The following is a 25,706-nucleotide window of genomic DNA, read 5'->3' as shown; positions in this document are numbered from 1 at the left end:
GATTTCAGGAAACCGGATGTACATCCATTAAGTAGTCATTTTTAAGATCGACATAGTTTTGCGCTGATTGACTTAAAAAGCTTTGCTCGCTTTCGTTTAACGGGCGTTTTTTTTGTACCGGGCTACCAACATAAAGAAAGCCACTTTCTAAACGCTTACCCGGAGGAACTACGCTACCTGCACCAATAATGACATCATCTTCCACAATGACATCGTCCATAACCACTGCTGACATGCCAACTAAGATACGGTTTCCTAACTGACACCCGTGCAACATACAGTGGTGTCCAACCGTAACGTCATTGCCAATGATCAGAGGGTGACCATCTGGATTGCCCGGGGAACGCCGGGTGACATGAAGAATGGTACCGTCTTGAATGTTGGTACGTTGGCCAATGCGTATAAAGTTGACATCGCCCCGTGCAGCAACAAGGGGCCAGATACTACTGTCATCTCCCACCTGGATGTCGCCAACGAGAACGGAACTTGGGTCTACATAAACGCGTTCTTGCAAAACTGGCTGCGTATCATGAAAAGCTCGAATATCTGCCATTGTTACTCCCCTGCCCTCAGAATGATAAATAAGCGTCATTTCCACTAACAACGTTATAACAGATCTTCGCTAAAGGTGCCTAACCCAGCTAAAAACGTTCATAAAGACAGCAGGTTGATGCAACTTTATGCAGTTGACAGAAAAAACAATTAAAATTGCAAAAAAGGCCTTGACGGTTGCAGTTAAATCTCTAAAATGCGCTCCACGTTCGAGGCAGGCAACGAAGCCGCCGAAAACAGAAGTTTTCAAAAACATATTTTTTTAAAAAAGTATTGACGGAAAACTTCAGGTGTGTAGAATACGCACCTCTCGCAGCGAGGCTGCTGAGAAACGCTCTTTAACAATATATCAAGCCAAGCAAACTGTGTGGGCACTTGCAGAAGTTAAGCAAAACGAAATATGTATTGCAACTTTTGAATGAGTGTTCAGCAAGGTTTCGAAAGAAGCCAAGCAAAAACGCGTAATTCATTGAGTTGATTGAACTGCTTTTAATTGAAGAGTTTGATCATGGCTCAGATTGAACGCTGGCGGCAGGCCTAACACATGCAAGTCGAGCGGTAACAGAGAGAAGCTTGCTTCTTTGCTGACGAGCGGCGGACGGGTGAGTAATACTTGGGAACTTGCCTCTAGGCGGGGGACAACCACTGGAAACGGTGGCTAATACCGCATAATGTCTACGGACCAAAGTGGGGGACCTTCGGGCCTCACACCTAGAGATGGGCCCAAGCGGGATTAGCTAGTTGGTGAGGTAAAGGCTCACCAAGGCGACGATCCCTAGCTGTTCTGAGAGGATGATCAGCCACACTGGGACTGAGACACGGCCCAGACTCCTACGGGAGGCAGCAGTGGGGAATATTGGACAATGGGGGCAACCCTGATCCAGCCATGCCGCGTGTGTGAAGAAGGCCTTCGGGTTGTAAAGCACTTTCAGTGGTGAGGAAAGGGTAATCGTTAATAGCGGTTACAGTTGACGTTAGCCACAGAAGAAGCACCGGCTAACTCCGTGCCAGCAGCCGCGGTAATACGGAGGGTGCAAGCGTTAATCGGAATTACTGGGCGTAAAGCGTACGTAGGCGGTGTGTTAAGCAAGATGTGAAAGCCCCGGGCTCAACCTGGGAATGGCATTTTGAACTGGCACGCTAGAGTCCTGAAGAGGGTGGTAGAATTTCCAGTGTAGCGGTGAAATGCGTAGATATTGGAAGGAATACCGGTGGCGAAGGCGGCCACCTGGTCAGAGACTGACGCTGAGGTACGAAAGCGTGGGGAGCAAACAGGATTAGATACCCTGGTAGTCCACGCCGTAAACGATGTCAACTAGTTGTTCGTGTCTTTAAGACGTGAGTAACGCAGCTAACGCACTAAGTTGACCGCCTGGGGAGTACGGCCGCAAGGTTAAAACTCAAATGAATTGACGGGGGCCCGCACAAGCGGTGGAGCATGTGGTTTAATTCGATGCAACGCGAAGAACCTTACCATCCCTTGACATCCAGTGAATTTTCCAGAGATAGATTGGTGCCTTCGGGAACACTGCATGGCTGTCGTCAGCTCGTGTTGTGAAATGTTGGGTTAAGTCCCGCAACGAGCGCAACCCTTATCCTTATTTGCCAGCACGTAATGGTGGGAACTTTAGGGAGACCTCTGGGGAGACTGCCGGTGATAAACCGGAGGAAGGTGGGGACGACGTCAAGTCATCATGGCCCTTACGGGATGGGCTACACACGTGCTACAATGGCGCGTACAAAGGGCAGCGAACCTGCGAAGGTAAGCGAATCTCATAAAGCGCGTCGTAGTCCGGATTGGAGTCTGCAACTCGACTCCATGAAGTCGGAATCGCTAGTAATCGTGGATCAGAATGCCACGGTGAATACGTTCCCGGGCCTTGTACACACCGCCCGTCACACCATGGGAGTGGGCTGCACCAGAAGTGGTTAGTTTAACCTTCGGGAGAACGATCACCACGGTGTGGTTCATGACTGGGGTGAAGTCGTAACAAGGTAGCCGTAGGGGAACCTGCGGCTGGATCACCTCCTTACATTAAGCTTATCGGACGTGAGTGCTCACACAGATTGTTTGGTTTGATAGATACAGAGAAGAATTCGGTAGGTCGCGCATTTTGCGCGACATTGCTGAAGGTTACTGGGTCTGTAGCTCAGCTGGTTAGAGCGCACCCCTGATAAGGGTGAGGTCGGTAGTTCAAGTCTACTCAGACCCACCATTTTGAGCGCCTGACCGCGTTGGAAAAAAACCTCGCATGGTAGTCCATGCTTCGGCTTTTTCCGCCTTGTCAGTCACTCAAAACTGAAGCTTTATCCGGGGCCATAGCTCAGCTGGGAGAGCGCCTGCCTTGCACGCAGGAGGTCAGCGGTTCGATCCCGCTTGGCTCCACCACTTCTTCTCTTTAATGTAGCTTGCGTCCTGACGCAAGATGCGATGTTAGCGTTAAGCAGCTTAAAAAGGCTTCTTACCGGTAACTTTGCGTTACATGCTCTTTAACAACTTGGAAAGCTGATTGTAAAAAGATTTGAAATGCCACTCTACTTGAACCTTTTGGTAGAGGCGTATCGAACTTGTGTACAGCGAGAACAAACAATCTTGGTCATGTAATCCAGACACCTTCGGGTTGTATGGTTAAGTGACTAAGCGTACACGGTGGATGCCTAGGCAGTTGGAGGCGATGAAGGACGTACTAACTTGCGATAAGCCATGACGAGGCAGTAAGAGCCATTATCAGTCATGGATTTCCGAATGGGGAAACCCACTCTGTTTACAGAGTATCCGGCACTGAATACATAGGTGCCAGGAAGCGAACCCGGAGAACTGAAACATCTAAGTACCCGGAGGAAAAGAAATCAACCGAGATTTCCCTAGTAGCGGCGAGCGAACGGGAAGCAGCCCTTAAGCGTTACATGTGCTAACAGAATCTGTTGGGAAGCAGAGCCATAGACGGTGATAGCCCGGTATGTGAAGGTGCATGAAATGTGAAAACGAGTAGGTCGGGACACGTGTTATCCTGACTGAACATGGGGGGACCATCCTCCAAGGCTAAATACTCCCAACTGACCGATAGTGAACCAGTACCGTGAGGGAAAGGCGAAAAGAACCCCGGCGAGGGGAGTGAAATAGAACCTGAAACCGTGTACGTACAAGCAGTAGGAGCGGACTTGTTCCGTGACTGCGTACCTTTTGTATAATGGGTCAGCGACTTATATTTTGTAGCAAGGTTAACCGTATAGGGTAGCCGTAGGGAAACCGAGTCTTAACTGGGCGTTTAGTTGCAGGGTATAGACCCGAAACCGGGCGATCTAACCATGAGCAGGTTGAAGGTTGAGTAACATCAACTGGAGGACCGAACCCACTAATGTTGAAAAATTAGGGGATGACTTGTGGCTAGGAGTGAAAGGCTAATCAAGCCCGGAGATAGCTGGTTCTCCCCGAAATCTATTTAGGTAGAGCCTCGGACGAATACCTGCGGGGGTAGAGCACTGTTTGGGCTAGGGGGTCATCCCGACTTACCAACCCCATGCAAACTCCGAATACCGCAGAGTACTATCCGGAGACACACGGCGGGTGCTAACGTCCGTCGTGGAGGAGAAACAAACCCAGACCGCCAGCTAAGGTCCCAAAGTTATGGCTCAGTGGGAAACGATGTGGGAAGGCACAGACAGCTAGGAGGTTGGCTTAGAAGCAGCCATCCTTTAAAGAAAGCGTAATAGCTCACTAGTCGAGTCGGCCTGCGGAAGATGTAACGGGGCTAAGCCATACACCGAAGCTGCGGCAGTGTGTATCACCGGAGCCTATTCCGCTTACGCACAGAATGTGCGAAAGCGTCCCAACAATAGTTGAGGAAACGGAGTAGATTGCGGGATACATACACTGGGTAGGGGAGCGTTCTGTAAGCGGATGAAGGTGTGTTGAGAAGCATGCTGGACGTATCAGAAGTGCGAATGCTGACATGAGTAACGATAATGCGGGTGAAAAACCCGCACGCCGGAAGACCAAGGTTTCCTATCCCATGCTAATCAGGGTAGGGTAAGTCGGCCCCTAAGGCGAGGCGGAAACGCGTAGTCGATGGGAAACAGGTTAATATTCCTGTACCGATGTATATTGCGATGGGGGGACGGAGAAGGCTAGGCAGGCCAGGCGTTGGTAGTCCTGGTGAAAGTGCGTAGGCTGATGGTTTAGGTAAATCCGGACCATCTTAAGGCCGAGACACGAGACGAGCACCTAAGGGTGCGAAGCTGTTGGTGCCATGCTTCCGGGAAAAGCCTCTAAGCTTCAGATAGACATCGACCGTACCCGAAACCGACACAGGTGGTCAGGTAGAGAATACTAAGGCGCTTGAGAGAACTCGGGTGAAGGAACTAGGCAAAATAGTACCGTAACTTCGGGAGAAGGTACGCCGCTGACGGTGAAGACTTCGCGTCGTAAGCTGTTGGCGGTCGCAGTGACCAGGTGGCTGGGACTGTTTATTAAAAACACAGCACTCTGCTAACTCGAAAGAGGACGTATAGGGTGTGACACCTGCCCGGTGCCGGAAGGTTAATTGATGGGGTTAGTTTTCGGACGAAGCTCTTGATCGAAGCCCCGGTAAACGGCGGCCGTAACTATAACGGTCCTAAGGTAGCGAAATTCCTTGTCGGGTAAGTTCCGACCTGCACGAATGGTGTAACCATGGCCACGCTGTCTCCACCCGAGACTCAGTGAAATTGAAATCGCAGTGAAGATGCTGTGTACCCGCACCTAGACGGAAAGACCCCGTGAACCTTTACTACAGCTTGGCACTGAACATTGAACCTACATGTGTAGGATAGGTGGGAGGCTTTGAAGCACAGTCGCTAGATTGTGTGGAGCCGTCCTTGAAATACCACCCTTGTATGTTTGATGTTCTAACATAGGTCCCTTATCGGGATTGTGGACAGTGCCTGGTGGGTAGTTTGACTGGGGCGGTCTCCTCCCAAAGAGTAACGGAGGAGCACGAAGGTTGGCTAAGTACGGTCGGACATCGTACGGTTAGTGTAATGGCATAAGCCAGCTTAACTGCGAGACAGACACGTCGAGCAGATACGAAAGTAGGTCATAGTGATCCGGTGGTTCTGTATGGAAGGGCCATCGCTCAACGGATAAAAGTACTCCGGGGATAACAGGCTGATACCGCCCAAGAGTTCATATCGACGGCGGTGTTTGGCACCTCGATGTCGGCTCATCACATCGTGGGGCTGAAGTCGGTACCAAGGGTATGGCTGTTCGCCATTTAAAGTGGTACGCGAGCTGGGTTTAGAACGTCGTGAGACAGTTCGGTCCCTATCTGCCGTGGGCGTTTGAGAGTTGAGAGGGGCTGCTCCTAGTACGAGAGGACCGGAGTGGACGAACCGCTGGTGTTCGGGTTGTCATGCCAATGGCACTGCCCGGTAGCTACGTTCGGAATCGATAACCGCTGAAAGCATCTAAGCGGGAAGCGAGCCTCAAGATAAGCTCTCACTAGCACTTTAAGTGCTCTGAAGGGTTGTTGAAGACGACAACGTTGATAGGCGGGATGTGGAAGCGTAGTAATGCGTTGAGCTAACCCGTACTAATTGCCCGTGAGACTTAACCATACAACACCCAAGGTGTTTGGTAACGTTAAGCACAAGTTGATAACCTTTACCAAGGTAGGTCGCGTCCTGACGCGACAAGAGTGGCATCACAATCAGCCTTTCAGTTGTTACAACAGTTTTTGTCTGGCGGCCATAGCGGTATGGCACCACCTGGCTCCATTCCGAACCCAGCAGTGAAACATACCAGCGCCGATGGTAGTGTGGGGCTTCCCCATGTGAGAGTAGGACACCGCCAGACTTCAAATAAAACAACCCCAGCCAATCGGCTGGGGTTTTTTTATACCTATCGCTCAGCCGTTGGCTTTTCTTACCTCACCCTTCGCGCGGCTACGCCGCTAAGCCGGTGGTTATTTATGATATGAGTAACCTTAAAATACCTCCTATAACCCTTTCCTGACGTCAAATATCCTTACTATTCTCATAAGCCACACTCTTTAACTTTCTTATTAATCGAATGTTTAATCCAATTAATACCAATTTTATTTCTAAATAATAAGACTATAGTTACCTGTATTGATAAGGAGAAATCATGCTTAAAAACACCAACAAACAGTACGGTAACGTAAGCGTCTCGTTTCACTGGCTGTCTGCGATTTTAGTGGTTGGTATGTTTATTCTGGGTTGGTGGATGTTAACACTAACTTATTATGACGAGTGGTATCGATTAGGCCCTTGGTGGCACAAATCAATTGGTATCGCACTTTTTGTGTTAACCGTGTTGCGGTTATTTTGGAAGCAAGTAAATCCGTCACCTGCCATCGAAGGGACGCCGCTCGAGCAAAAAGGCGCAAAGCTAGGGCATGGAGTGCTATACACCCTGCTGTTTGTTGTCATGATCAGCGGTTATCTGATCTCAACAGCCGATGGAAGCAGTATTAGTGTATTTGATTGGTTTGATGTGCCTGGTTACCCATTAGGTATCGAGAATCAAGAAGATATAGCGGGCATTGTTCATTGGTACGCGGCACTAACACTCATGATCCTGGCGGCGGGACACGCGTTAATGGCGGTTAAGCACCATGTCATTAACAAAGACAATACACTCAGGAAAATGTTTTACAAAACTTAGAGAGGTAAGTTATGAAAAAGACAATTATCGCTGCGGCAATTGCCAGCACCGCTTTATTTGCAGGAACCGCGCAGGCTGAAGAGTATAAAATTGACATCGAAGGTCAACACGCCTTTATTCAATTTAAGATTAATCACCTGGGTTACAGCTGGTTACTGGGACGTTTTAACGAGTTCGATGGTTCGTTCAATTATGACGAAAACGCACCTGAGGACGCATCCATCAACGTGACGATTGAGACTGCAAGTATCGATACAAATCATGCCGAGCGAGATAAACACTTGCGCAGTGATGACTTTCTGAATGTATCGGAATTTCCTACGGCACGTTTTGAAAGTACGCGTTATGTACCCGATGAAGATGATGCTGACGAAGGCACCATGTATGGTAACTTCACCTTGAATGGCGTGACTAAAGAGATTGCTATTGATGTAGAACACATTGGCGCCGGTGAAGACCCATGGGGCGGTTTCCGTCGCGGCTTTGAAGGTGAAGTTGACCTGACCTTAGCTGATTACAATATTGACTACAACCTTGGACCGGCCGCCAGAGAAGTAGAATTATACTTCTCTATTGAGGGCGTCCGTCAGTAGAAACTCGGTTTAAACTGCTGCCAAAGCCTTCTTATAGGCATTGGCAGCCAGTTGACTATCACCCAGAGATTGGTAAATGTCCCCCAGCAACTGATAGTCTGACGCGGTTGCATCTTTATCAACGAGCTTTTTAAGCGCACGTTGAGCCAGAGAATAGTCTTTACTATCATAGGCAAGCATAGCGAGCGCACGGATATAGCCACTATGTTGCGCGTTACGCTTTAATGCTTCTTGCACAAACTCAACGAGTTTCGGGTAATTCGCACACAAAACATCAGAGTTAGTGGCTTCTTCAATGGATACATCTCCCCGTTTAAGTCCTTTATAAATTACTTTTGCACAAGCTTGCTTGTCTCCAACTTGTTTTAATGCAGCTGCATAAGCTAAACGTATCGTAGAATCTGCTCGACTCGATTTATCCAGAGCCCGCCAATAATTGTATAGCGCGTCAGCACTGACTTTCCGTTCAGCAAGGAACTGTCGCCGAAAAGCCTCAAATTTAATCTCATTGATTGCGGTATCGGAAAGCTCAGTGTTGGACTTTAGTGCCGGTAATACATCAATCAGGCGTTGCCACAGCTCATTGGCTTTAAACAAATCAATAGCCAGCAACCACGGATACGCACTGCTCGGCTTCTGGTTTAATACAGCTTCCAATAAACTCAGCGCCTTAGTCGGGTGACTTGTTTTGATCGAGTCGATGTATTTTAATGTTAAGGCCTGATCGGCTTGTTCGAATTCTTTACCTGCTTGTGAGCGCCAAAACTCCGCTTTACCCAGTTCCCCCTGTTGTTGCGCTGAATAACTAGCCAGGGCAGCAAAGGCTGGTTCTTTGTTGCGTTTGTAGGCTTTCTCAAAACATTGCAAGGCAGTTAAGTAATTGAGATCCAGCAGTGCTAATTGACCTTCTTTAAACGCCCGGCTTGCTTTAGCATTTCGACGTTTGCCAAACCAGCGACCACCGCTTTTTCCACGTCTTAAAACAAAACGGATTAAACTAACAACTAAGCTGACGACAACAACCGTTGTTACCGTAATAATAAACAGTGCAATAACCGAGGTCTCTACCGACCAGCCCGCGAACTGGAGCAGCACATAGCCTGCATTACCTGACGAAACAGGCCCGAGAATTGCGCCTGCAACAAGTAGTATAAAGACAACAATTAGCCACTTCATTGCAGGCCCCCCTGGCTAACTGTTTGGCTCAGTGCATCTAGTGACTCAAGAGTTGTCACTTGCGCGGCGCCAACTTGACCATTACGTAAATCTCTTAACCGGGAAATTACGTCCTTGGTAGCCTCAGTTTCGCCTTTCAACTCTGATATTAGTGGAATAGCGTTATCAATGTATCTTCGCCATAACGTGCTATTGTTTTTGATGGCTGCGTTCTGGGCCATGGTTAATAATAAGTCCAAACGCATGGTCATGGCATCGCGCTGTGTAGCCGTTAACAACGGTTCTGCATCTGTTGTCGATGGCTGAATACGAATAAACGTATTAAGGAAGTCGTCCCAATTAGCGCGTAAATTATTACGCCAGTCACTGGCATCAGATGATACCTGCCCGGCTTGGTTTTGATTGGTTAGTTGACGATCTTCGACGCGGTTGGGTAAGTCAGCAATTCGTTGATGCAATCCGGATAGAGACAGGGCAAGCTGGTCACTTTGATTATTTACAACATTTTCGACACGTGCAATATCAGCTGCCAGTAAGCGACGAATCTGCATTGCACTACCCGTTTCAATACCGGCAAGTTGCGTATCAGCGATTTGCAGTAGCTTTAATGCCGCAGCATAATCTTCACTGCCCCATAGTAAACGTGCCGCAGAACTTACGGTTTGTTTGGCTTCAAACAAACGCCATTGAGTTATTTGCTGCGCTTGTTGTTGCGGCAACTGGCGCGTTAGCTGGTTCAGTTCTCTGCGCTGCTCGCTCAGTTCCGTTTCCAGCTGGTTTATTTTACGCTCAAACTTAGTAGCCAGTTGCGAGTCATCATTTGACTCCACATCGGTACTAAGTTGCTCAAGCTGCTGTCGTAACGCATTAACATTTTGCTCTAATGCATTAATCGCATTATCGGTTTCAGAGACTGTTTTGCTATCGACTTGAGGCTCTGTTTTGACCTGACTAAATTGAGATAAGTCCAGGTCGAGTTGTTGGTAAGGTTTTTCAACAATAATCCACGCGACTGTAGCAATAATTATGACCAGTACCAGATACCAAAAAATACGCTTTAATGAACTGCCTTTTTTAGGCTTTGGTTTCGTTTTCTGCCCGTCATCAGCGTTTGACTCATTAACCGACTCTTCGGCTTCCGGGGTTTTCGTTTCCGGGGTTTTATTATCGTTAGTCATAATTACTTCCATTGTTAATCAATGCATTAATCATAGCGTTTTCAGATGCACTTTGCGTAATTGTTATATTATCTGCTTTACAGAAAGGCAGAAGAGCCGCAAGTCGTTCACTGGGTACAATCCAGTGACATCGTTCGAGCCAAGCCAGCGCATTATGATCCAGTTCGGATATAAAAAATGCGAGCTGTTCAGCACTACTTATCGCTATGGTATCAATGTGCTGTTTCCAATCTTGCACAATCGCTGTGTCTTTTAAAGGCTTTTTGGTGCGTTGGTAAACCATCACGTCGGTGATGTTAGCGCCTCTTGCCGTGAGGGTGTCAGGCAATAAAGTCCTGCCGCCAATCCCTTTTACGATAAACCATTGTTGATTAGTTAGCTGTTGTAATTCAGGCAGTTTAAGTAATGCTTCTGAGGAATGAACAAAGGTCGGGCATTCACAGGGTTTATTAAATTGTTTGGACGCTAAACGAGCAGTGGACGGTCCAACAGCATACATCGCAACCTTATCAGGCAATTGTAACCGCTGAGCTTTGGCAAACATGACGGCATTTTTGCTTACCCAAATTATTGCATCAGCCGTTGTCAGGTCAGTTATTGACGACGCCACCTCTGTTATCTGAATAAAGCTATGTTGCGTGTAAGATACCCCTGCTAATTCAAGCGCAGCAGTTAGTTTTTCACGGCTTCGTGGCGGCTGAATTAGTAATAATTTATTCATCCGCTTGCCGATAGACTGCGTCTAGAATCTCGCCGGCACCTTGTGCGAGCAATTTTTCGGCAAGTTGTATGCCGAGCGCCTCGGCATCATGCACAGACCCTCTTACCTCATCGCGGATAACGTTAACGCCTTCGGGATCACCGACGAGGCCGCGTAAAAACAAGGACTCTCCGTCTAACTCAGCGAACGCACCAATAGGCACCTGACACCCACCCTGTAGGCGTCGATTCATCGCTCGCTCGGCAGTTACCCGGAACCGCGTTTGCTGACACTGTAACGGCTCAAGTAGCGCTTTGGTTTGCTCATCATCGCTTCTAACTTCGATACCAAGAGCGCCTTGCCCGTTGGCAGGTAATGACTGTTCTACCGGAATAAACGAGGTGATGCGCTCGCCTAGTTCTAAGCGGATTAATCCTGATGCCGCCAAAATAATTGCGTCGAATTGCCCCTCGTCGAGCTTTCTGAGGCGCGTTTGAACATTACCCCGTAAGTCGTGAATTTGTAGATGGGGAAACGCTTCTTTTACCTGACAACGACGGCGCAAGCTACAGGTTCCTACAACAGCGCCATGAGGCAGTTCGTTAAGGTTTTTGTAGTTGTTAGAAACAAATGCGTCGCGTGGATCCTCGCCCTCGCAGATGGTATGTAATTCGAGTCCTGGCGGGAACTCGACCGGTAAGTCTTTCATCGAGTGCACAGCCAAGTCGGCACGGCCGTCTAGCATTGCTGCTTCAAGTTCTTTTACAAAAAGACCTTTGCCACCAATTTTTGCAAGTGGGGTGTCCAGAATAACGTCGCCGCGAGTCGACATCGGTACAAGCTCTATCGTTAACTCCGGATAGAGCTGCTGTAGGCGAGCTTGTATATGTTCAGCCTGCCACATGGCTAACTTACTTTTCCGTGTCGCAATTCTGACAGTTTTACTCATATCCTTCCCCTACAGCATAATGACTTTTGTTACGTGCAGTGCGATGATACGCACTACTTGTATTTAAACATGATTAGTAGTTTAGCGATGATTAAACAAATTGTAATCAATTCAATGCGCGCCATTTTAACATGTATGTTGCTATTTGTAGTTGCCGGATGCGGGCAAAAAGGTCCGTTACAGCCGCAACCTATGCCTGAACAGAATCAACCAACAGAGCAGCCACAGACTGAGCCGGTGGCAGGTGCAAGAAGCGAATGAACTATATTGACTTTAAACAGGGTCAGCTACACGTAGAGCAAGTGCCTGCGAGTCAGTTGGCAGAGCAGTACGGAACTCCGTTATACGTTTACTCAAAAAGCCAGATAATTAAAAACTGGCAATTATTTAAACAGCATTGGCCAAAACCACATAGGCTTTGCTACGCAGTAAAAGCTAATAGCAACTTAGCGATCCTGCAGTTACTAGCTGAACAGGGCGCGGGTTTTGATATTGTCTCGGCTGGTGAGTTAAAGCGTGTTTTAAAAGCGGGAGGTGATCCTGCGAGCGTTGTATTTTCGGGCGTAGCTAAATCAGAAGACGAACTAAGATTTGCTTTACAGCAGGGCATCGGCTGCATCAATGTGGAATCGGCGGCGGAATTAGAACGTATCCAGCAGGTTGCTGCAGAGCTGTCACAAAGCGCTCCTGTGTCATTGCGCGTTAACCCTGATGTTGACGCCAAAACACACCCCTACATTGCGACCGGAATGAAGGCGAATAAATTTGGTATTGCTATGGCTGATGCGATGCCGATATTTAAACGTGCGGCAGCGCTACCGAACATTAATCTGTTGGGCGCTGATTGCCATATTGGTTCTCAAATCATGAGCTCCGAGCCATTTCTTGATGCAGCGAAGAGAATGTTCAAGTTGGTGGAAGAACTTGCTTCTGAGGGGATTAAGCTGTCACACCTTGACCTTGGCGGTGGTTTTGGAATCAGTTACGAAGAAACAGATCGGCTTGATCTGGAAAATTATTTAAAGGGTGTACTCGAATTAGCAAACAATTACCCTGAACTGACACTAATGTTGGAGCCGGGGCGTGCAATTGTCGCTGACGCAGGTATTTTAATAACCCGGGTCGAGTACATAAAAGCAACGGATGACAAACGATTTGCCTTAATTGATGCGGGTATGAACGACTTATTGCGACCATCGTTATACCAAGCCTGGCATGATATCGTTGCAGTACAAGAAACCCAGAACGCACGAGACCAATTGGTTGATGTGGTTGGTCCCGTATGTGAAACCGGTTGTTTTCTGGGGCATGCACGACATTTGACGGTTAAATCAGGAGATTTACTGGCTGTTAAACATGCCGGCGCTTATGGTTTTACCATGAGTTCTAACTACAATACACGCGCAAAACCAGCGGAAGTATTAATTGATCAAGGCTCGAGTTATATTATCAGAGAGCGCGAAACCTTCGATGACATGGTCCGCGGCGAAAGATTACTAAAAAGGACGTAGACGGCAGATGTTATTGCAGTTCTCTAAAATGCACGGCCTGGGTAACGACTTTGTCGTGGTCGATAACGTAACGCAGAATCTTTACGTTAACCCTGAACAAATCAGACAGTGGGCCAATCGGCACACGGGTATCGGCTTTGATCAATTGCTATTAGTCGAACCGCCTTACGACCCCGACCTGGACTTTCATTACCGAATTTTTAACGCTGATGGCAGCGAGGTTTCGCAGTGCGGTAATGGTGCCCGCTGCTTTGCTAAATTCGTTCGCTTAAAAGGTTTGACCAATAAAAATCACCTAAAAGTGAGCACTAAAGCGGGTAAACTTGTTCTTCACATGGAAAAAGACGGTCAAGTTACCGTCGAAATGGGCGCCCCTCAATTTGAGCCGGCCAGTGTGCCTTTTAAAGCACAAAAAGTTGAGCAAACCTATGTTTTGAGAGCTAACGAAGAAACTGTTTTGTGTGGCGTGCTCGGCCTGGGCAATCCCCATTGCGTTATCATTGTAGATGAAGTGGATAGCGCGCCTGTTGAACGATTGGGTTCTATTATAGGCCAACACGAACGCTTCCCAGAAGGCGTCAACGTGGGTTTTATGCAAGTGATTAACCGCGACCACGTAAAATTACGGGTGTTTGAGCGTGGTGTCGGCGAAACCCAGGCTTGCGGCAGCGGTGCCTGCGCTGCTGCTGTGATTGGAATGCAGCAAGAAAAACTCAATGGGCAGGTAAAAGTGGAGTTACCCGGCGGACCATTGACTATCCGGTGGCAACAAGGGCAACCGGTGAAAATGACAGGCCCTGCAGAACTTATTTTTGATGGACAAATGGTGTTATGAGTACAGAATTGGATAACCTTGACGGGCAACGGATTGATGACACGTTAATTCGCGAATATTTGACCGAGAATCCGGATTTCTTTATCCGTAATGATGATTTGCTCGCTCAGTTGCAGTTTCGCCATGAGGAAAAAGGCGCAGTGTCGCTGGTAGAGAGACAGCAGCAGAAACTACGTGATCAGGTCAAAGCATTACAAGAAGAAATTACCGAGTTATTAGTTAACGCCAGGCGTAATGAGGAAATTTTTAACGCCTACAGCGAGCTCTACGTTAAGTTATTGCGCTGCAAGAGTGTTGAGCAAGTGCTTGACGAACTGCAGGTGACATTTGAACAACAATTAAAAATGCCGGCGTTGTCGTTAAAGTTCTTCAATAATACCAATGAGCTGACTGAGCAATACCGTTTTACATCAGAAACTCACAAGCAACTGTTAAGTAAACGCTTTAGCGAGGGGCCTATTTATTTAGGTCGACTGACTGAGCAAGAACATAATTTATTGTTTGAAGACGAAAGCGTCGCTTCTGTCGCGCTGTTACTGTTAGGTGATAGTGGAGAAATTGGGATGCTGGCCGTTGGAAGCTCGAAACCCGGTCACTTTGAACCAGCGATGGACAAGCTGCTGATAAATCAGTTGCAAGCACTATTAACCGCGTTGTTGCCTACGCTATTAGCTAATGATGACGCTGGTTGAATGGCAAAGTTGCTGGCTTGATCACTTGCGTGGTGAACGCGGTCTGGCTGAGCTTACCTTAAAGAGTTATCAGCGGCTCATTTTACTCGATATTACCTATCTTGCAGATCAGGGCGTTAGTAAGCCACAACAACTGACAACAGCGCTATTAGAGCGCTGTTTGGTTAACTGGCGTCGTGAGGGTCTTGGAGAGAGAAGCATTGCTCTGAAATTATCTGCCTGGCGCACTTTCTGTGATTTTTTACTGCATTCCGGCGCCTTACAGGACAACCCGGCACTTAATGTAAAAGCGCCGAAAATACCTAAAAGACTGCCTAAAAACCTCGATGTTGACAGCATCTCTCACTTACTTGACTTACCCAAATCAGATGAGCTGGCAATCCGAGATGCTGCGATTATGGAACTACTCTATTCGAGTGGCTTACGCTTGGCTGAACTGGTGAGCTTGGATCGAGACTCAATTGATCTGCGCATTGGTCAATTACGCGTCGTCGGAAAAGGAAGTAAAACGCGAATTGTACCTGTCGGACGTCATGCTATTGGCGCGATAAAGGAATGGCTAAAAGTTCGTGCCAACTGGCTGGGAGCTAAACCCGAGCTGGCACTTTTTATTAGCAAACGATTATCGAGAATAAGCCCGCGTACCGTGCAGCAGCGACTAAATTTTTGGGGGCAGCAGCAAGGTATTATTGGCGATCTTCACCCGCATAAATTGCGCCACTCCTTTGCCTCTCATATGCTCGAGGCCAGCGGAGACTTGCGTGCTGTGCAGGAATTACTGGGCCATGCTAATCTGTCGACCACTCAAATATATACGCATCTTGATTTTAAACGCTTAGCTGAGGTGTACGACAGTGCACACCCAAGGGCAAATCGAACGGTAAAAAAATGACACTGAAGTTTCATCGCCGAATCGCAGGCGTTAAAGTTATTAGCTTCGATCTTGACGATACATTGTACGATAATGTTCCTATAATGCGTGAAGCTGAAACTAACGTGCAAGATTATATAGCGCTGAACTATCCACAAACTCGTGACTGGGATCTCGAGCACTGGCGACAGCGACGGTTTGAGCTGATGCAAGCTGATGCGCGCCTGTCATCCGATATGACGGCGTTACGTTTAGCAACGTTACAACAAGGTTTTTCAGAAGCCGGGGTCGAAGGTGCTGATAGAGCTGCCGAAAAAGTGATGGAGCAATTCCATCATCACCGTAGTAATTTCCGGGTGCCCGACGCGGCGCATTCAGTTCTGACTGAGCTAAAGCAACATTTTAAGCTTTGTGCGATTAGTAATGGCAACGTTAATTGTCAACGTATTGGTATTGCTAATTACTTTGATATTGTTATTCAGCCCGAAGCTGAATTAAAAGGTAAGCCCTATCCGGACATGTTTAGCAAGGCGTTAAATTACTACCAAATTTCACCCGCGCAAATGCTTCACATAGGTGATCATCCTATTTCTGATATTCTCGGGGCTCATCGAGCGGGCTGCCACAGTGGGTGGTTTACCGGCGGGCTTGGCGGGTCACATCAGCTCACTGTTGTACCGAGTTTCAGCTTTGATGATCTCAGCCAACTATGCAACCTCTGTGAGCTAGCTTAAACACTGGTTGCACATACAGTATCTGACGATTACACTTGCAACGAATATAATCAGTAGTTACCCGCAAGGAGCCAACATGAGCGATAGCCACCCATTGATTGCAGGACTTAACGATAAGCAACGTCAGGCGGTCAGTGCCGAAGATGGCCATATGTTGGTGTTAGCTGGTGCCGGGAGTGGTAAAACTCGCGTATTAGTGCATCGAATAGCGTGGTTGATTCAACAGTGCCACTACTCGCCCTTTAGCATTCTTGCCGTGACATTTACTAATAAGGCCGCATCCGAAATGCGCGGCCGCGTGGAGCAGTTGCTGGGCAGCTCAGTACGGAACATGTGGATTGGTACCTTTCACGGTTTAGCCCACCGCCTGCTGCGGGCGCATTATATGGATGTTGGCTTACCGCAAAACTTCCAAATACTCGACAGTGATGATCAACAGCGCTTGATTAAGCGGTTGATCAAATCAATGAACTTAGATGATAAGCGTTGGCCTGCAAAGCAGGCGCAGTGGTATATCAATGGTAAAAAAGATGAAGGTTTGCGTGCTCATCATATAGAAACCTATGACCCTAATGAGCAAACCTTAAAATCAATTTACGAAGCCTATCAGGAAAGTTGTGATCGCGCGGGATTAGTTGATTTTGCTGAATTACTACTGCGTGCACATGAATTACTTCGTAATAACACGTCAGTTCGGGAGCACTATCAACGCCGGTTTCGTCATATTCTGGTGGACGAGTTTCAGGATACCAACTCGATTCAGTATGCGTGGATCCGGTTGTTATCGGGGGCGCAGAATTACGTCACCATAGTTGGTGATGATGACCAGTCTATTTATGGTTGGCGCGGTGCACGAGTGGAAAACATTCAACAGTTCATGGATGACTACCCCGCGGTCACGACCATTCGTTTAGAGCAGAATTACCGCTCTACCGGGACTATTCTACGTGCAGCGAATGCCGTTATTGCTAATAATGCTGAGCGGCTGGGTAAGGATTTATGGACTGATGGCAACGATGGTGAACCGGTCAGCTTGTACGCCGCATTCAACGAGATGGATGAGGCGCGTTATATTGTTGGTCGTATCGAAGAGTGGCGTGATCAAGGCAATGCATTACAGGATGTGGCACTGCTTTATCGCAGCAATGCGCAGTCGCGGGTGCTTGAGGAAGCGTTACTGCATGCGCGAATGCCCTACCGTATTTACGGTGGACTACGTTTCTTCGAGCGTCAGGAGATTAAAGATGCATTGGCCTACTTAAGAATATTAGCCAATCGTGATGACGATGCTGCGTTGGAGCGTGTTATAAATACCCCAACTCGAGGGATAGGCAATCGCACTCTCGATATGGTGCGGCAAACAGCGCGCGAAAATCAGCAGTCATTATGGCAAGCAGCTAATGCGATGGTATCGCAAAAGTCGTTGGCGGGAAGAGCACGAAATGCTGTTGCGGCGTTTATTGAATTTGTAGAAAACTTAGACAACGAAACAGAAGAATTTACCCTCGGGCGGCTTAGCGATGAGGTGATCCGTCGTTCAGGGCTGCTGGCCATGTATGAAGCTGAAAAAGGCGAAAAAGCAGAAACGCGCGTCGAGAACTTAAAGGAGTTGGTGAACGCCTGCCAAAACTTTAATCTGGATGAAAACGAGGAACAGATGAGTCCGCTCAATGCTTTTCTCGCTCATGCCGCATTAGAGGCAGGCGAAGAACAAGCGGATGAATACCAGGATGCTGTGCAGTTGATGACGCTGCATAGTGCTAAAGGCCTTGAGTTCCCATTAGTATTTATGACAGGGGTAGAGGAAGGTGTATTCCCGTCGCAACAGTCTATGGATGAGCCCGGACGCTTAGAGGAAGAGCGCCGCTTGTGTTACGTTGGTATGACCCGGGCAATGCAAAAGCTAGTGCTTACTTACGCTGAGCAAAGAAGAATATACGGGCAAGAGTTTTTTCATAAGGTCAGTCGTTTTGTTGCTGAGATACCCGCCGATACATTACATGAAGTGCGCTTACAGACTCAGGTACAAAAACCTTCAAGCTATAGCCGATTTAATAATGCAGCGAGTCACGAAGCGTTCGAGCAAACCGGATATCAGCTGGGGCAGCGGGTTAGACACCCTAAATTTGGTGATGGAACGGTTCTTAATTATGAAGGTACGGGACCCCAAAGCCGAATCCAAATTAACTTTGACCAAGTTGGTAGTAAATGGCTGGTAGTTTCTTATGCCCGGCTGGAACCTTGTTAATTTAACTAAATACAAATTGAACAGAATTTGCCATTCCGCACTATAACTATAGACACACTGATCAATGGAGGTGTTTATGAAACGCAGTGCAAATGCAGTATGGAAAGGCAGCATAAAAGAAGGTTCAGGTGTTGTCTCGACTCAAAGTGGGATTTTAGATGATACGCAGTACTCGTTTAAGAGCCGCTTTGAAGATGGCCAGGGCACCAACCCCGAGGAGTTGATTGGTGCGGCACATGCAGGCTGTTATGCCATGGCGTTTTCGCTGATGCTGGGAGAGGCTGGATACGAGCCCAATAGCATTGACGCAAAAGCAGAGGTATCACTAGTCGAAGCGGATGGCGGCTTCAAAATCGACGCTATCGCACTCACGGTTAAAGCCGACATCGACGGAATAGACAGTGAAGAGTTCCAAAAAATTGCCAACCAGGCAAAAGACGGATGCCCGGTTAGCAAGGTTCTTAATGCCGATATTTCGTTGGATGCCAGCCTGAGTTAACTTAGCGGCTCCTGAACAATTGTTCTACGATTTCGCTGGCGCTGTATAACAGAATCGATCGTGTACAGTGCCAGTGCACTCCAAATGATAACAAAGGTTATCAGCTTGCTTTCCTCGAGCGGCTCTCCATAAGCTAATACTGCTAGCAAAAACATAAGGCTGGGAGCAATGTACTGGAAAAAGCCCAGGGTTGAGTAACGAATGCGTTGTGCGGCCGCAGTAAAGCATAATAATGGGATGGTTGTTACCAGGCCGGCTGCTACCAGTAGCGCATTAAGCTGCCAGGCGTTGGCAGTAAGATCAGAGGCCGATGAGTCTGCAAAAAACACCAGATAACTTAGCATTATTGGCGTCAGGATAGCGGTCTCCAGCCATAAGCCACTAATGGAGTCTACCGGTAGACGTTTTCGTATCGCACCATAAGTTGCAAAGCTCGATGCTAAAGCCAGGGCAACCCACGGGACAGCGCCAAAGGTAATCACTTGAATAGCAACCCCGGTTACTGCCAGTGCAATAGCGACTAGTTGTAGTCGGCGCATTTTCTCGCCAAAAAACGCCATACCAATAGCGACGTTTAACAGCGGATTAATATAATACCCCAAACTGGCATCTAACAGGTGGTCAGTATTTATCGCCCAAATGAATAAAAACCAGTTACCGCCCAATAAAAAGGTGGCGATAGTCAGGCGGATAATAAGCTTGGGGCTGCGCACAATGGGTAAAATCCGATCCATACGTCGCATCGCGATGATAAGAATAAGCACCAATACGAAAGCCCAGATAATTCGATGGGCTAAAATTTCGAAGGCAGGAACCTGCTTTACCAACTTAAAATATATCGGGGCAATCCCCCAGAAGGTGTAGGCGGCAAGTGCGAATAGCACTCCTTGCTTTGCCCGAACAGCATCATCGGTCATCAGTATCCCTTAAACACTTCGAATTTAAATATCACCCCACGAGGTAAGTCCCGGTGCCGAATGCAATGTGGGTGCCGTCTTGATTATGTAATTCCATACGCGCCACTGCGACTTTGTTACCTGAACGTATAATAGTGGCACTTGCGATAAATTCGTCGCCTCGCCCAGGGCGCAGGTAATCAACCCGAAGATCAATAGTACCACAGCGAGTCAGACGCTCCATCAACTGTGCTTCGGATGGGTTATCCAGCCGTGCGACCATGCCGGCGATGGCAACTAAGCCACCGGCTGTGTCCAGCGCGGTGGATGTTACGCCACCATGTAGTATGCGTTGGGGTACGTTGCCCATTAAATCTTCGCGCCATTTAAACCGAACCTCTCCCCGTTCAGGTGTAAATTCGGTTATTTCAAAGCCTAGCATGCGTTGAAATGGCACCCGGTCGTTCATAAAGTCGGAAACTTTTGTCAGTATTGATTGTGTATCCATTTTTATCATGGTGATCAGAGAATAGGACGCTTACAATAGAGCCATGAGGTTTCGCAAGTCAATACTCGCCGGTTTAAGGTGCTCATGGTAGCAGAAAATTACGACGTTGATGAAAAATCGCCGCACGATCAAGCGGTAGTTAAGCAACTTAAGCAACAATTACAAAAAGTGTTTGGTTATTCCAGCTTCCGCGAGGGTCAGCTGGACGTGATGATGTCCGCTTTGCATGGTCGTGATTCGCTGGTGCTGATGCCAACGGGAGCCGGTAAGTCACTGTGTTATCAGTTACCTGCGATAAGCAGCGACGGCCTAACCGTCGTTATTTCGCCGCTATTGTCGCTGATGCAGGATCAAGTCGAAGCCATGTTGGCTATGGGTATTCCGGCGGCGACGTTACACTCCGGGTTAAGCTCGGAAGCCAGTATGCAAACCCTGCAGCAGTTGCAGCAACAACAAATAAAAATTCTTTATGTGAGTCCGGAACGAGCGTTGCAACCGAGCTTTATTGAACGCTTGCAAGGCTATTCATTATCTTTTATTGCCATTGACGAAGCTCACTGCATAAGCCAATGGGGTCATGACTTCAGGCCGGAATATGGGCAGCTCGGCCAATTGAGGCAGTACCTGCCTAATGTACCTTTTATGGCGTTAACGGCAACAGCTGACGCCGCGACACAGCACGATATTTTAGAGCGACTGCAATTACATAACCCGCATTGCCATCGTAGTTCTTTCGACCGCCCTAATATTCGTTATGTGGTACAAGAAAAGTACAAACCGTTAAAGCAAGTAAAAGATTACGTAAAGAAGCAAAAAGGTGCTGCAGGTATCATTTATTGCGGCTCTCGCAAAAAAACTGAGGAAATTGCAGAAAGCCTGCAGCAGTCAGGGATAAAAGCAGCTCCTTATCATGCGCGACTTGAGCATCAACTGAAAGAATCTACGTTGCGTCAGTTTTTGCGCGATGACATTGATGTTGTAGTCGCGACCATCGCGTTTGGTATGGGCATCAATAAACCTAACATTCGGTACGTTGTGCATTTTGACATACCTCGCAGTATCGAGTCCTATTATCAGGAAACGGGACGCGCGGGGCGCGACGGTTTGCCTGCCGAAGCCGTCATGCTGTTTGACCCGCGGGATGCGCAATGGATTCAGCGTATGATAGACGAACAGGATAACGAACATCGGCGGTTGGTAGAAAAACAAAAATTTTCAGCAATGCAAGCCATGGCAGAGGCACAAACCTGCCGACGGTTGGTGTTACTTAATTATTTTAACGAATTCACCGATAAAGAATGTGGTAACTGTGATTTATGTCTTGATCCGCCGAAGCGCTTTGACGCGCTGGAAGACGCACAAAAAGCCCTGAGTTGTGTCTACCGCGTGGGGCAACAATTTGGCATCGGTCACATTGTCGAAGTGTTGAGGGGCTCTAAAAACCAGCGAGTGCTAGACTTGAAGCACGATCAACTTAGCACCTATGGGATCGGAAAGGACGAAACCCATGAATATTGGTTTTCGGTATTACGACAACTGATTCATCGTGGTTTTATTGTGCAGGACATTCGACGCTTTGCGGCATTACAGTTGACCGAAGCGGCACGAGCCGTGTTGAGAGGTGAAGTTACCATTGAATTGGCGAAGCCGCGGATTAATCTGACTGCAACACGCAACAGCATTACTGACCGTGGTGACTATAATAAGATATTGTTTAGGCGACTAAGAAAACTTCGCAAGGATATTGCCGACCGGGATTCAGTCCCGCCATTCGTGGTTTTCAGTGATGCCAGCTTAGTCGAGATGTGTATTGAGTACCCAACGTCCAGTGCCGATATGTTGACTATAACAGGTGTCGGACAAGTTAAACTGGAACGCTACGGCGCAGATTTTATTGCGGCAATACAGGCATTTTTAAACGGAGCAAGCGAGCGACAGTTATTCAATGGCTGACACTACAATTGTATTAAATCATCTGCCCAACGATGAAGCGGAGTTAGACGACTGGGCTAGCGAAATAGTTAACGCTATCGGTGCGAGCGTGCGCGAGACAGAAGTTGCCGCCGATCAATATTGCTGGCGCCTGTCCATCAATCATCAGCACTGGTTGCTAAATTACTCAGCAATTTGTGAGTCAGCCTGGCTACAGCCACTCGAAAGTAGTCCGGCTGAAGTTGTCGAGAAACTGCGCTGTAAGGGTTATCTCGGATGATGGGGCGGGTTAGTCTGCTGTTGATGCTGTTAGCGCTAAACGCCGTTATCAGTGGTGCATATGCGCAAAGCGACTCGGTATTAACCGTTTCGGCACAAACCGAACGGGTAAAACTTAATGAGCAGCTCACCTTTCGGGTAACACACGACAATTTTTCGATTAAGCGGTTAGGGCTCGACAACCGTGAACGGTGGCAAGACTTTAATGCACTGCGCTCGCATCAAAGCGGCGCGGATAAGCCAGTTGTATGGGGGGCATTACGGGTTTACAACCGGAGCCGGTCGGTACAGCGTTATATTATCGACTTTGGTGATGCGTATATCGAAAATGCGAGTGCTTACGTCCTGGATGGCCGGGGCCGTATTCTGGATTCGGCGTCTGTCAGCTTTGATGAGCCGCTGTTAAACCGAGCCTATATTCACGATCAAATTATGTTGCCGCTTGATCTGCCGGCTAGTCAGACAGCCTGGATTGTGATTGCAGCAAAGCAGTGGCCGCAACAACTTAATACCATCTCGCTGTGGGCGCCTCAGGCTTTGCAGTTGCATACTCAACAAAAGCAAACGGCATTGGGTGTTAACGCGGGCGTACTGTTATTGCTGGCGGTAGCTGCATTTAGCTTGGCCCGGGGTTCTCGACGCTTACTGCAAATCAGCTTGGGGGTTGCCACCACCGGGTTTATCTTGGTGATGTTGCTGCATAGTGGAATCTGGATAACTTATTTTTCGCCATACACTCCCGAGGTTGCTGCTTACCTTGTGCCTTATGCTAAGCAATGGTTGTTACTTTCCCTGGTTTGGCTGGTTCGTGAAGGCATAAAACGCGACTTAAAAACAACACGCTGGTTGTCACTCATTAACTTCCTGTTGGGGTTTGAGTTGTTGGTGTTGGTCGCACAACCCTGGTGGTCGGCTTTGCACAGTGACGCGTGGCTCTCGGTCCAGGCGTCGGTGTGGTTAGTCATTGCAACCTTCATCTGCGCCAGGACTGTAAAATTAACGACTGATCGCATAACCCGTTGGTTCGTGTTGTTATTAATTCCCTTGTCATTTATTGCCTGGCTATTAGTTTTACCTCGTGTTAATACGATTTGGCAGGGGCTATCCGGTATCGTGTTATACAGCATATTAACTGCCAACGTGCTGGCGCTAATATTGGCACAACTGGATAAAACGCTGGCTCGACTCGAACGCCGCATCAATAGCCTGAAGGCAATGAAGAACTTTTACCGAGATGGTTACTGGCGTTTTTTGACGCGCAGCAATGAGGGCTGGTTTGAGTTAAACGAAAAACAACAATGGCGCCGCGTTAGCCGCCAGTTTTTGAAGATTATGGGAATCAACCACGCCGACGTTTTACGCAGGCACTGGTCAACTGTCGATACCTTATTTGGCGAGCAGGCAAAAACCTGGAATGACAAAAACCGAACTGAGAGCTGGGAACATTTAACTTCGGTAGAGCGACTGGATGGAAAAACCATTTGGCTACAGATTGAAATTTTTAACGATGGCCGCGGACGGATTCTAGAAGTAACCCAGCAAGTCGAAGCCGAGATGCATCTAAACTTTTTAGTAAAACATGATGCGTTAACCGGGCTGTTAAATGAACGCGAATTTCATCGGCTGTTACAGCGCCAGATAGAGCGACAAAAGCCACTTGCTTTGATTACGTTAAAAATTGGCGGGCTACAAGTGGTAAAGGACCAAAGCGATCCTGCAACGCGTGACCAGGCCCTGTTACAGCTAGTATTAAGCTTGCGTGAAAAACTGCCGTCCGGCACTCGGGTTGCTCGTGTTGATGAATATAAACTCGGTATCTTTTTAAACGATACCGAGCAAGCGGGTTTTACCTTGGGCTACCAGTTGGTTCAGGTGTGCCGGGAGTTTCGATTTACCACCAGTCACCGTGTTTTCCAATTGAGTGCGCATGCAGGGGTGGCTGTTGCCACGCCAAGTACAATTAATGTCAGTAGTCTTTTACACCGTGTTGAGGATGCGTTAAAGCTTGCAGAGCAAAGCGGCGAATTTAGCGTGCACAGCGCGACAGACGATGATCAGCGCCGCTTGCAAGGTCAGGTGGAAAGGAACTGGGAGCAGCGACTGCGTCAGGCGTTGGTGAATGAAGAATGGTTGTTGTTCCAGCAGCCTATGGTTAGCGGCAATCGAGCCCATGACAAACATTGTTTCGAGATACTGTTGCGGTTGCCGGAATCGAACAATACTGACCCTGATGAAGCATTAGCGCCACAGCAATTTTTAACTGCGGCATTGAAAGCAGGCATAATGGGTAAAGCCGATCGCTGGTTATTGCGCCACGTAGTAGACACTTTTTCGGAAAATCCGTTTGCTGCAACACGGCTTTGGCGCTGCCACATTAATCTCTCTATTCAAAGCCTTGAAGATGATGAGTTAATTAATTTTATCGCACAAGAAATCGAGCAATCGAACTTACGGCCTGAGCAGTTGGCCTTTGAAATTGCCGAGCCAGTGGTGTCAGATAATTTTGAGCGAGCCTATCGATTATTTAAGCAACTCCGCGAGTTGGGCTGTATTACGGTAATCGATCAGTTCGGTACCGGGTTTAACTCGTTTAGGCTGTTACGGCAAATGCCGCTGACACAGATAAAGATTAATCGTTTTTGGGTGCAGAATATGTTGCTCGATGCGGTCGAGGCAGAGCTGGTTATGTCGTGTATCCGTTTAGCCAGAGCCGCGGGTGTAGAAGTCAGTGCTGTCGGCGTAGAAAATGACGATACACGTACCGCACTATTAAACGAAAAAGTTGACTATATTCAGGGCTATGTCTGTGGGCGCCCTGTTCGTTGGAATTTTAGTGGGGCGTAGCGCCTGGCAATAAAAAAGAGGCGGAAGCCCGCCTCTTAATCGCTT

The 25,706-nt window shown here is 47.9% G+C and carries 20 protein-coding genes, 2 tRNA genes and 3 rRNA genes; 18 read left to right on the top strand and 7 right to left on the bottom strand.

What is annotated here, in order from left to right:
- Positions 1-4 precede the first annotated feature (4 nt).
- Positions 5-553: a gamma carbonic anhydrase family protein gene (locus KZ771_RS10705; protein WP_290570309.1), complete on the bottom strand. Its 549-nt coding sequence runs from the start codon at positions 551-553 to the stop codon at positions 5-7.
- A gap of 489 nt (positions 554-1,042) precedes the next feature.
- Between KZ771_RS10705 and KZ771_RS10700 the strand changes: the two genes are divergently transcribed.
- The 7 genes from KZ771_RS10700 to KZ771_RS10670 all read left to right on the top strand — a co-directional run bounded on the left by KZ771_RS10700 (position 1,043) and on the right by KZ771_RS10670 (position 7,809).
- Positions 1,043-2,585: ribosomal RNA gene (locus KZ771_RS10700) — 16S ribosomal RNA — on the top strand.
- Positions 2,586-2,691: 106 nt separating this feature from the next.
- Positions 2,692-2,768, top strand: a tRNA-Ile gene (locus tag KZ771_RS10695).
- Between the two features lie 97 nt (positions 2,769-2,865).
- Positions 2,866-2,941: transfer RNA gene (locus KZ771_RS10690), tRNA-Ala, on the top strand.
- Between the two features lie 238 nt (positions 2,942-3,179).
- A 23S ribosomal RNA gene (locus KZ771_RS10685) occupies positions 3,180-6,147 on the top strand.
- A 122-nt stretch (positions 6,148-6,269) separates the two neighbouring features.
- Positions 6,270-6,385, top strand: a 5S ribosomal RNA gene (gene rrf, locus KZ771_RS10680).
- Together the 16S, 23S and 5S rRNA genes with 2 tRNA genes alongside form the textbook arrangement of a ribosomal RNA operon.
- A gap of 291 nt (positions 6,386-6,676) precedes the next feature.
- Positions 6,677-7,216 (top strand): cytochrome b, encoded by a 540-nt coding sequence (locus tag KZ771_RS10675; protein ID WP_290653411.1) that lies wholly within the window; start codon positions 6,677-6,679, stop codon positions 7,214-7,216.
- Between the two features lie 11 nt (positions 7,217-7,227).
- The gene (locus tag KZ771_RS10670) at positions 7,228-7,809 is read left to right on the top strand and encodes a YceI family protein (protein WP_290653409.1); all 582 of its coding nucleotides are present in this window, start codon (positions 7,228-7,230) and stop codon (positions 7,807-7,809) included.
- A gap of 9 nt (positions 7,810-7,818) precedes the next feature.
- On the opposite strand, the gene KZ771_RS10665 is transcribed toward KZ771_RS10670, so the two are convergent.
- The 4 genes from KZ771_RS10665 to hemC are packed head-to-tail and all read right to left on the bottom strand — an operon-like array spanning position 7,819 to position 11,812.
- Positions 7,819-8,985 (bottom strand): heme biosynthesis HemY N-terminal domain-containing protein, encoded by a 1,167-nt coding sequence (locus KZ771_RS10665; protein ID WP_290653407.1) that lies wholly within the window; start codon positions 8,983-8,985, stop codon positions 7,819-7,821.
- Positions 8,982-10,163 carry a uroporphyrinogen-III C-methyltransferase gene (locus KZ771_RS10660; RefSeq protein ID WP_290653405.1) on the bottom strand — a complete coding sequence of 394 codons (1,182 nt, stop codon included), beginning with the start codon at positions 10,161-10,163 and terminating at the stop codon, positions 8,982-8,984. Before KZ771_RS10660 ends, KZ771_RS10665 begins: the two co-directional genes overlap by 4 nt.
- The gene (locus KZ771_RS10655) at positions 10,156-10,884 is read right to left on the bottom strand and encodes a uroporphyrinogen-III synthase (RefSeq protein WP_290653403.1); all 729 of its coding nucleotides are present in this window, start codon (positions 10,882-10,884) and stop codon (positions 10,156-10,158) included. The genes KZ771_RS10660 and KZ771_RS10655 overlap by 8 nt, the downstream gene beginning before the upstream one ends.
- The gene (hemC, locus tag KZ771_RS10650; protein ID WP_290653401.1) at positions 10,877-11,812 is read right to left on the bottom strand and encodes a hydroxymethylbilane synthase; all 936 of its coding nucleotides are present in this window, start codon (positions 11,810-11,812) and stop codon (positions 10,877-10,879) included. Before hemC ends, KZ771_RS10655 begins: the two co-directional genes overlap by 8 nt.
- A gap of 69 nt (positions 11,813-11,881) precedes the next feature.
- Here hemC and KZ771_RS10645 point away from each other — a divergent pair, with 69 nt between their 5' ends.
- From KZ771_RS10645 to KZ771_RS10610, 8 genes are all read left to right on the top strand, one after another.
- Positions 11,882-12,073, top strand: coding sequence for a lipoprotein (locus tag KZ771_RS10645; protein WP_365996481.1), 192 nt, complete (start codon positions 11,882-11,884; stop codon positions 12,071-12,073).
- Positions 12,070-13,323 (top strand): diaminopimelate decarboxylase, encoded by a 1,254-nt coding sequence (gene lysA / locus KZ771_RS10640; RefSeq protein ID WP_290569645.1) that lies wholly within the window; start codon positions 12,070-12,072, stop codon positions 13,321-13,323. The genes KZ771_RS10645 and lysA overlap by 4 nt, the downstream gene beginning before the upstream one ends.
- Positions 13,324-13,330: 7 nt before the next feature.
- Positions 13,331-14,158 (top strand): diaminopimelate epimerase, encoded by an 828-nt coding sequence (dapF, locus tag KZ771_RS10635; protein WP_133540639.1) that lies wholly within the window; start codon positions 13,331-13,333, stop codon positions 14,156-14,158.
- Positions 14,155-14,850, top strand: coding sequence for a DUF484 family protein (locus KZ771_RS10630; protein ID WP_133540638.1), 696 nt, complete (start codon positions 14,155-14,157; stop codon positions 14,848-14,850). Before dapF ends, KZ771_RS10630 begins: the two co-directional genes overlap by 4 nt.
- Positions 14,837-15,742, top strand: coding sequence for a tyrosine recombinase XerC (locus KZ771_RS10625; RefSeq protein ID WP_133540650.1), 906 nt, complete (start codon positions 14,837-14,839; stop codon positions 15,740-15,742). The genes KZ771_RS10630 and KZ771_RS10625 overlap by 14 nt, the downstream gene beginning before the upstream one ends.
- Positions 15,739-16,455, top strand: a complete 717-nt coding sequence (locus KZ771_RS10620) for an HAD-IA family hydrolase (RefSeq protein ID WP_290653399.1) — start codon at positions 15,739-15,741, stop codon at positions 16,453-16,455. Before KZ771_RS10625 ends, KZ771_RS10620 begins: the two co-directional genes overlap by 4 nt.
- A 76-nt stretch (positions 16,456-16,531) precedes the next feature.
- Positions 16,532-18,703, top strand: a complete 2,172-nt coding sequence (gene uvrD, locus KZ771_RS10615; protein ID WP_133540637.1) for a DNA helicase II — start codon at positions 16,532-16,534, stop codon at positions 18,701-18,703.
- Between the two features lie 70 nt (positions 18,704-18,773).
- Complete coding sequence (locus KZ771_RS10610) at positions 18,774-19,202, top strand: OsmC family protein (RefSeq protein WP_347813160.1); 429 nt, start codon at positions 18,774-18,776, stop codon at positions 19,200-19,202.
- On the opposite strand, the gene rarD is transcribed toward KZ771_RS10610, so the two are convergent.
- Positions 19,199-20,119, bottom strand: a complete 921-nt coding sequence (gene rarD, locus KZ771_RS10605) for an EamA family transporter RarD (protein WP_133540635.1) — start codon at positions 20,117-20,119, stop codon at positions 19,199-19,201. The two genes, KZ771_RS10610 and rarD, sit on opposite strands and share 4 nt — an antisense overlap.
- Before the next feature lie 31 nt (positions 20,120-20,150).
- Positions 20,151-20,606, bottom strand: coding sequence for a thioesterase family protein (locus KZ771_RS10600; RefSeq protein ID WP_208107644.1), 456 nt, complete (start codon positions 20,604-20,606; stop codon positions 20,151-20,153).
- 84 nt (positions 20,607-20,690) lie between these two features.
- Here KZ771_RS10600 and recQ point away from each other — a divergent pair, with 84 nt between their 5' ends.
- The 3 genes from recQ to KZ771_RS10585 are packed head-to-tail and all read left to right on the top strand — an operon-like array spanning position 20,691 to position 25,661.
- Positions 20,691-22,559, top strand: coding sequence for a DNA helicase RecQ (gene recQ / locus KZ771_RS10595; RefSeq protein ID WP_133540633.1), 1,869 nt, complete (start codon positions 20,691-20,693; stop codon positions 22,557-22,559).
- Complete coding sequence (locus KZ771_RS10590; RefSeq protein ID WP_290569659.1) at positions 22,552-22,818, top strand: DUF3630 family protein; 267 nt, start codon at positions 22,552-22,554, stop codon at positions 22,816-22,818. Before recQ ends, KZ771_RS10590 begins: the two co-directional genes overlap by 8 nt.
- A complete protein-coding gene (locus KZ771_RS10585) occupies positions 22,815-25,661 on the top strand; it encodes an EAL domain-containing protein (RefSeq protein ID WP_290569661.1) in 2,847 nt (948 codons plus the stop codon). Before KZ771_RS10590 ends, KZ771_RS10585 begins: the two co-directional genes overlap by 4 nt.
- Positions 25,662-25,706: the final 45 nt, after the last annotated feature.

The sequence above is a fragment of the Idiomarina sp. genome (genome assembly GCF_019431395.1).
In the GTDB taxonomy this organism is placed as follows: domain Bacteria; phylum Pseudomonadota; class Gammaproteobacteria; order Enterobacterales; family Alteromonadaceae; genus Idiomarina.
This window is presented reverse-complemented; position numbering and strand designations above follow the sequence as displayed.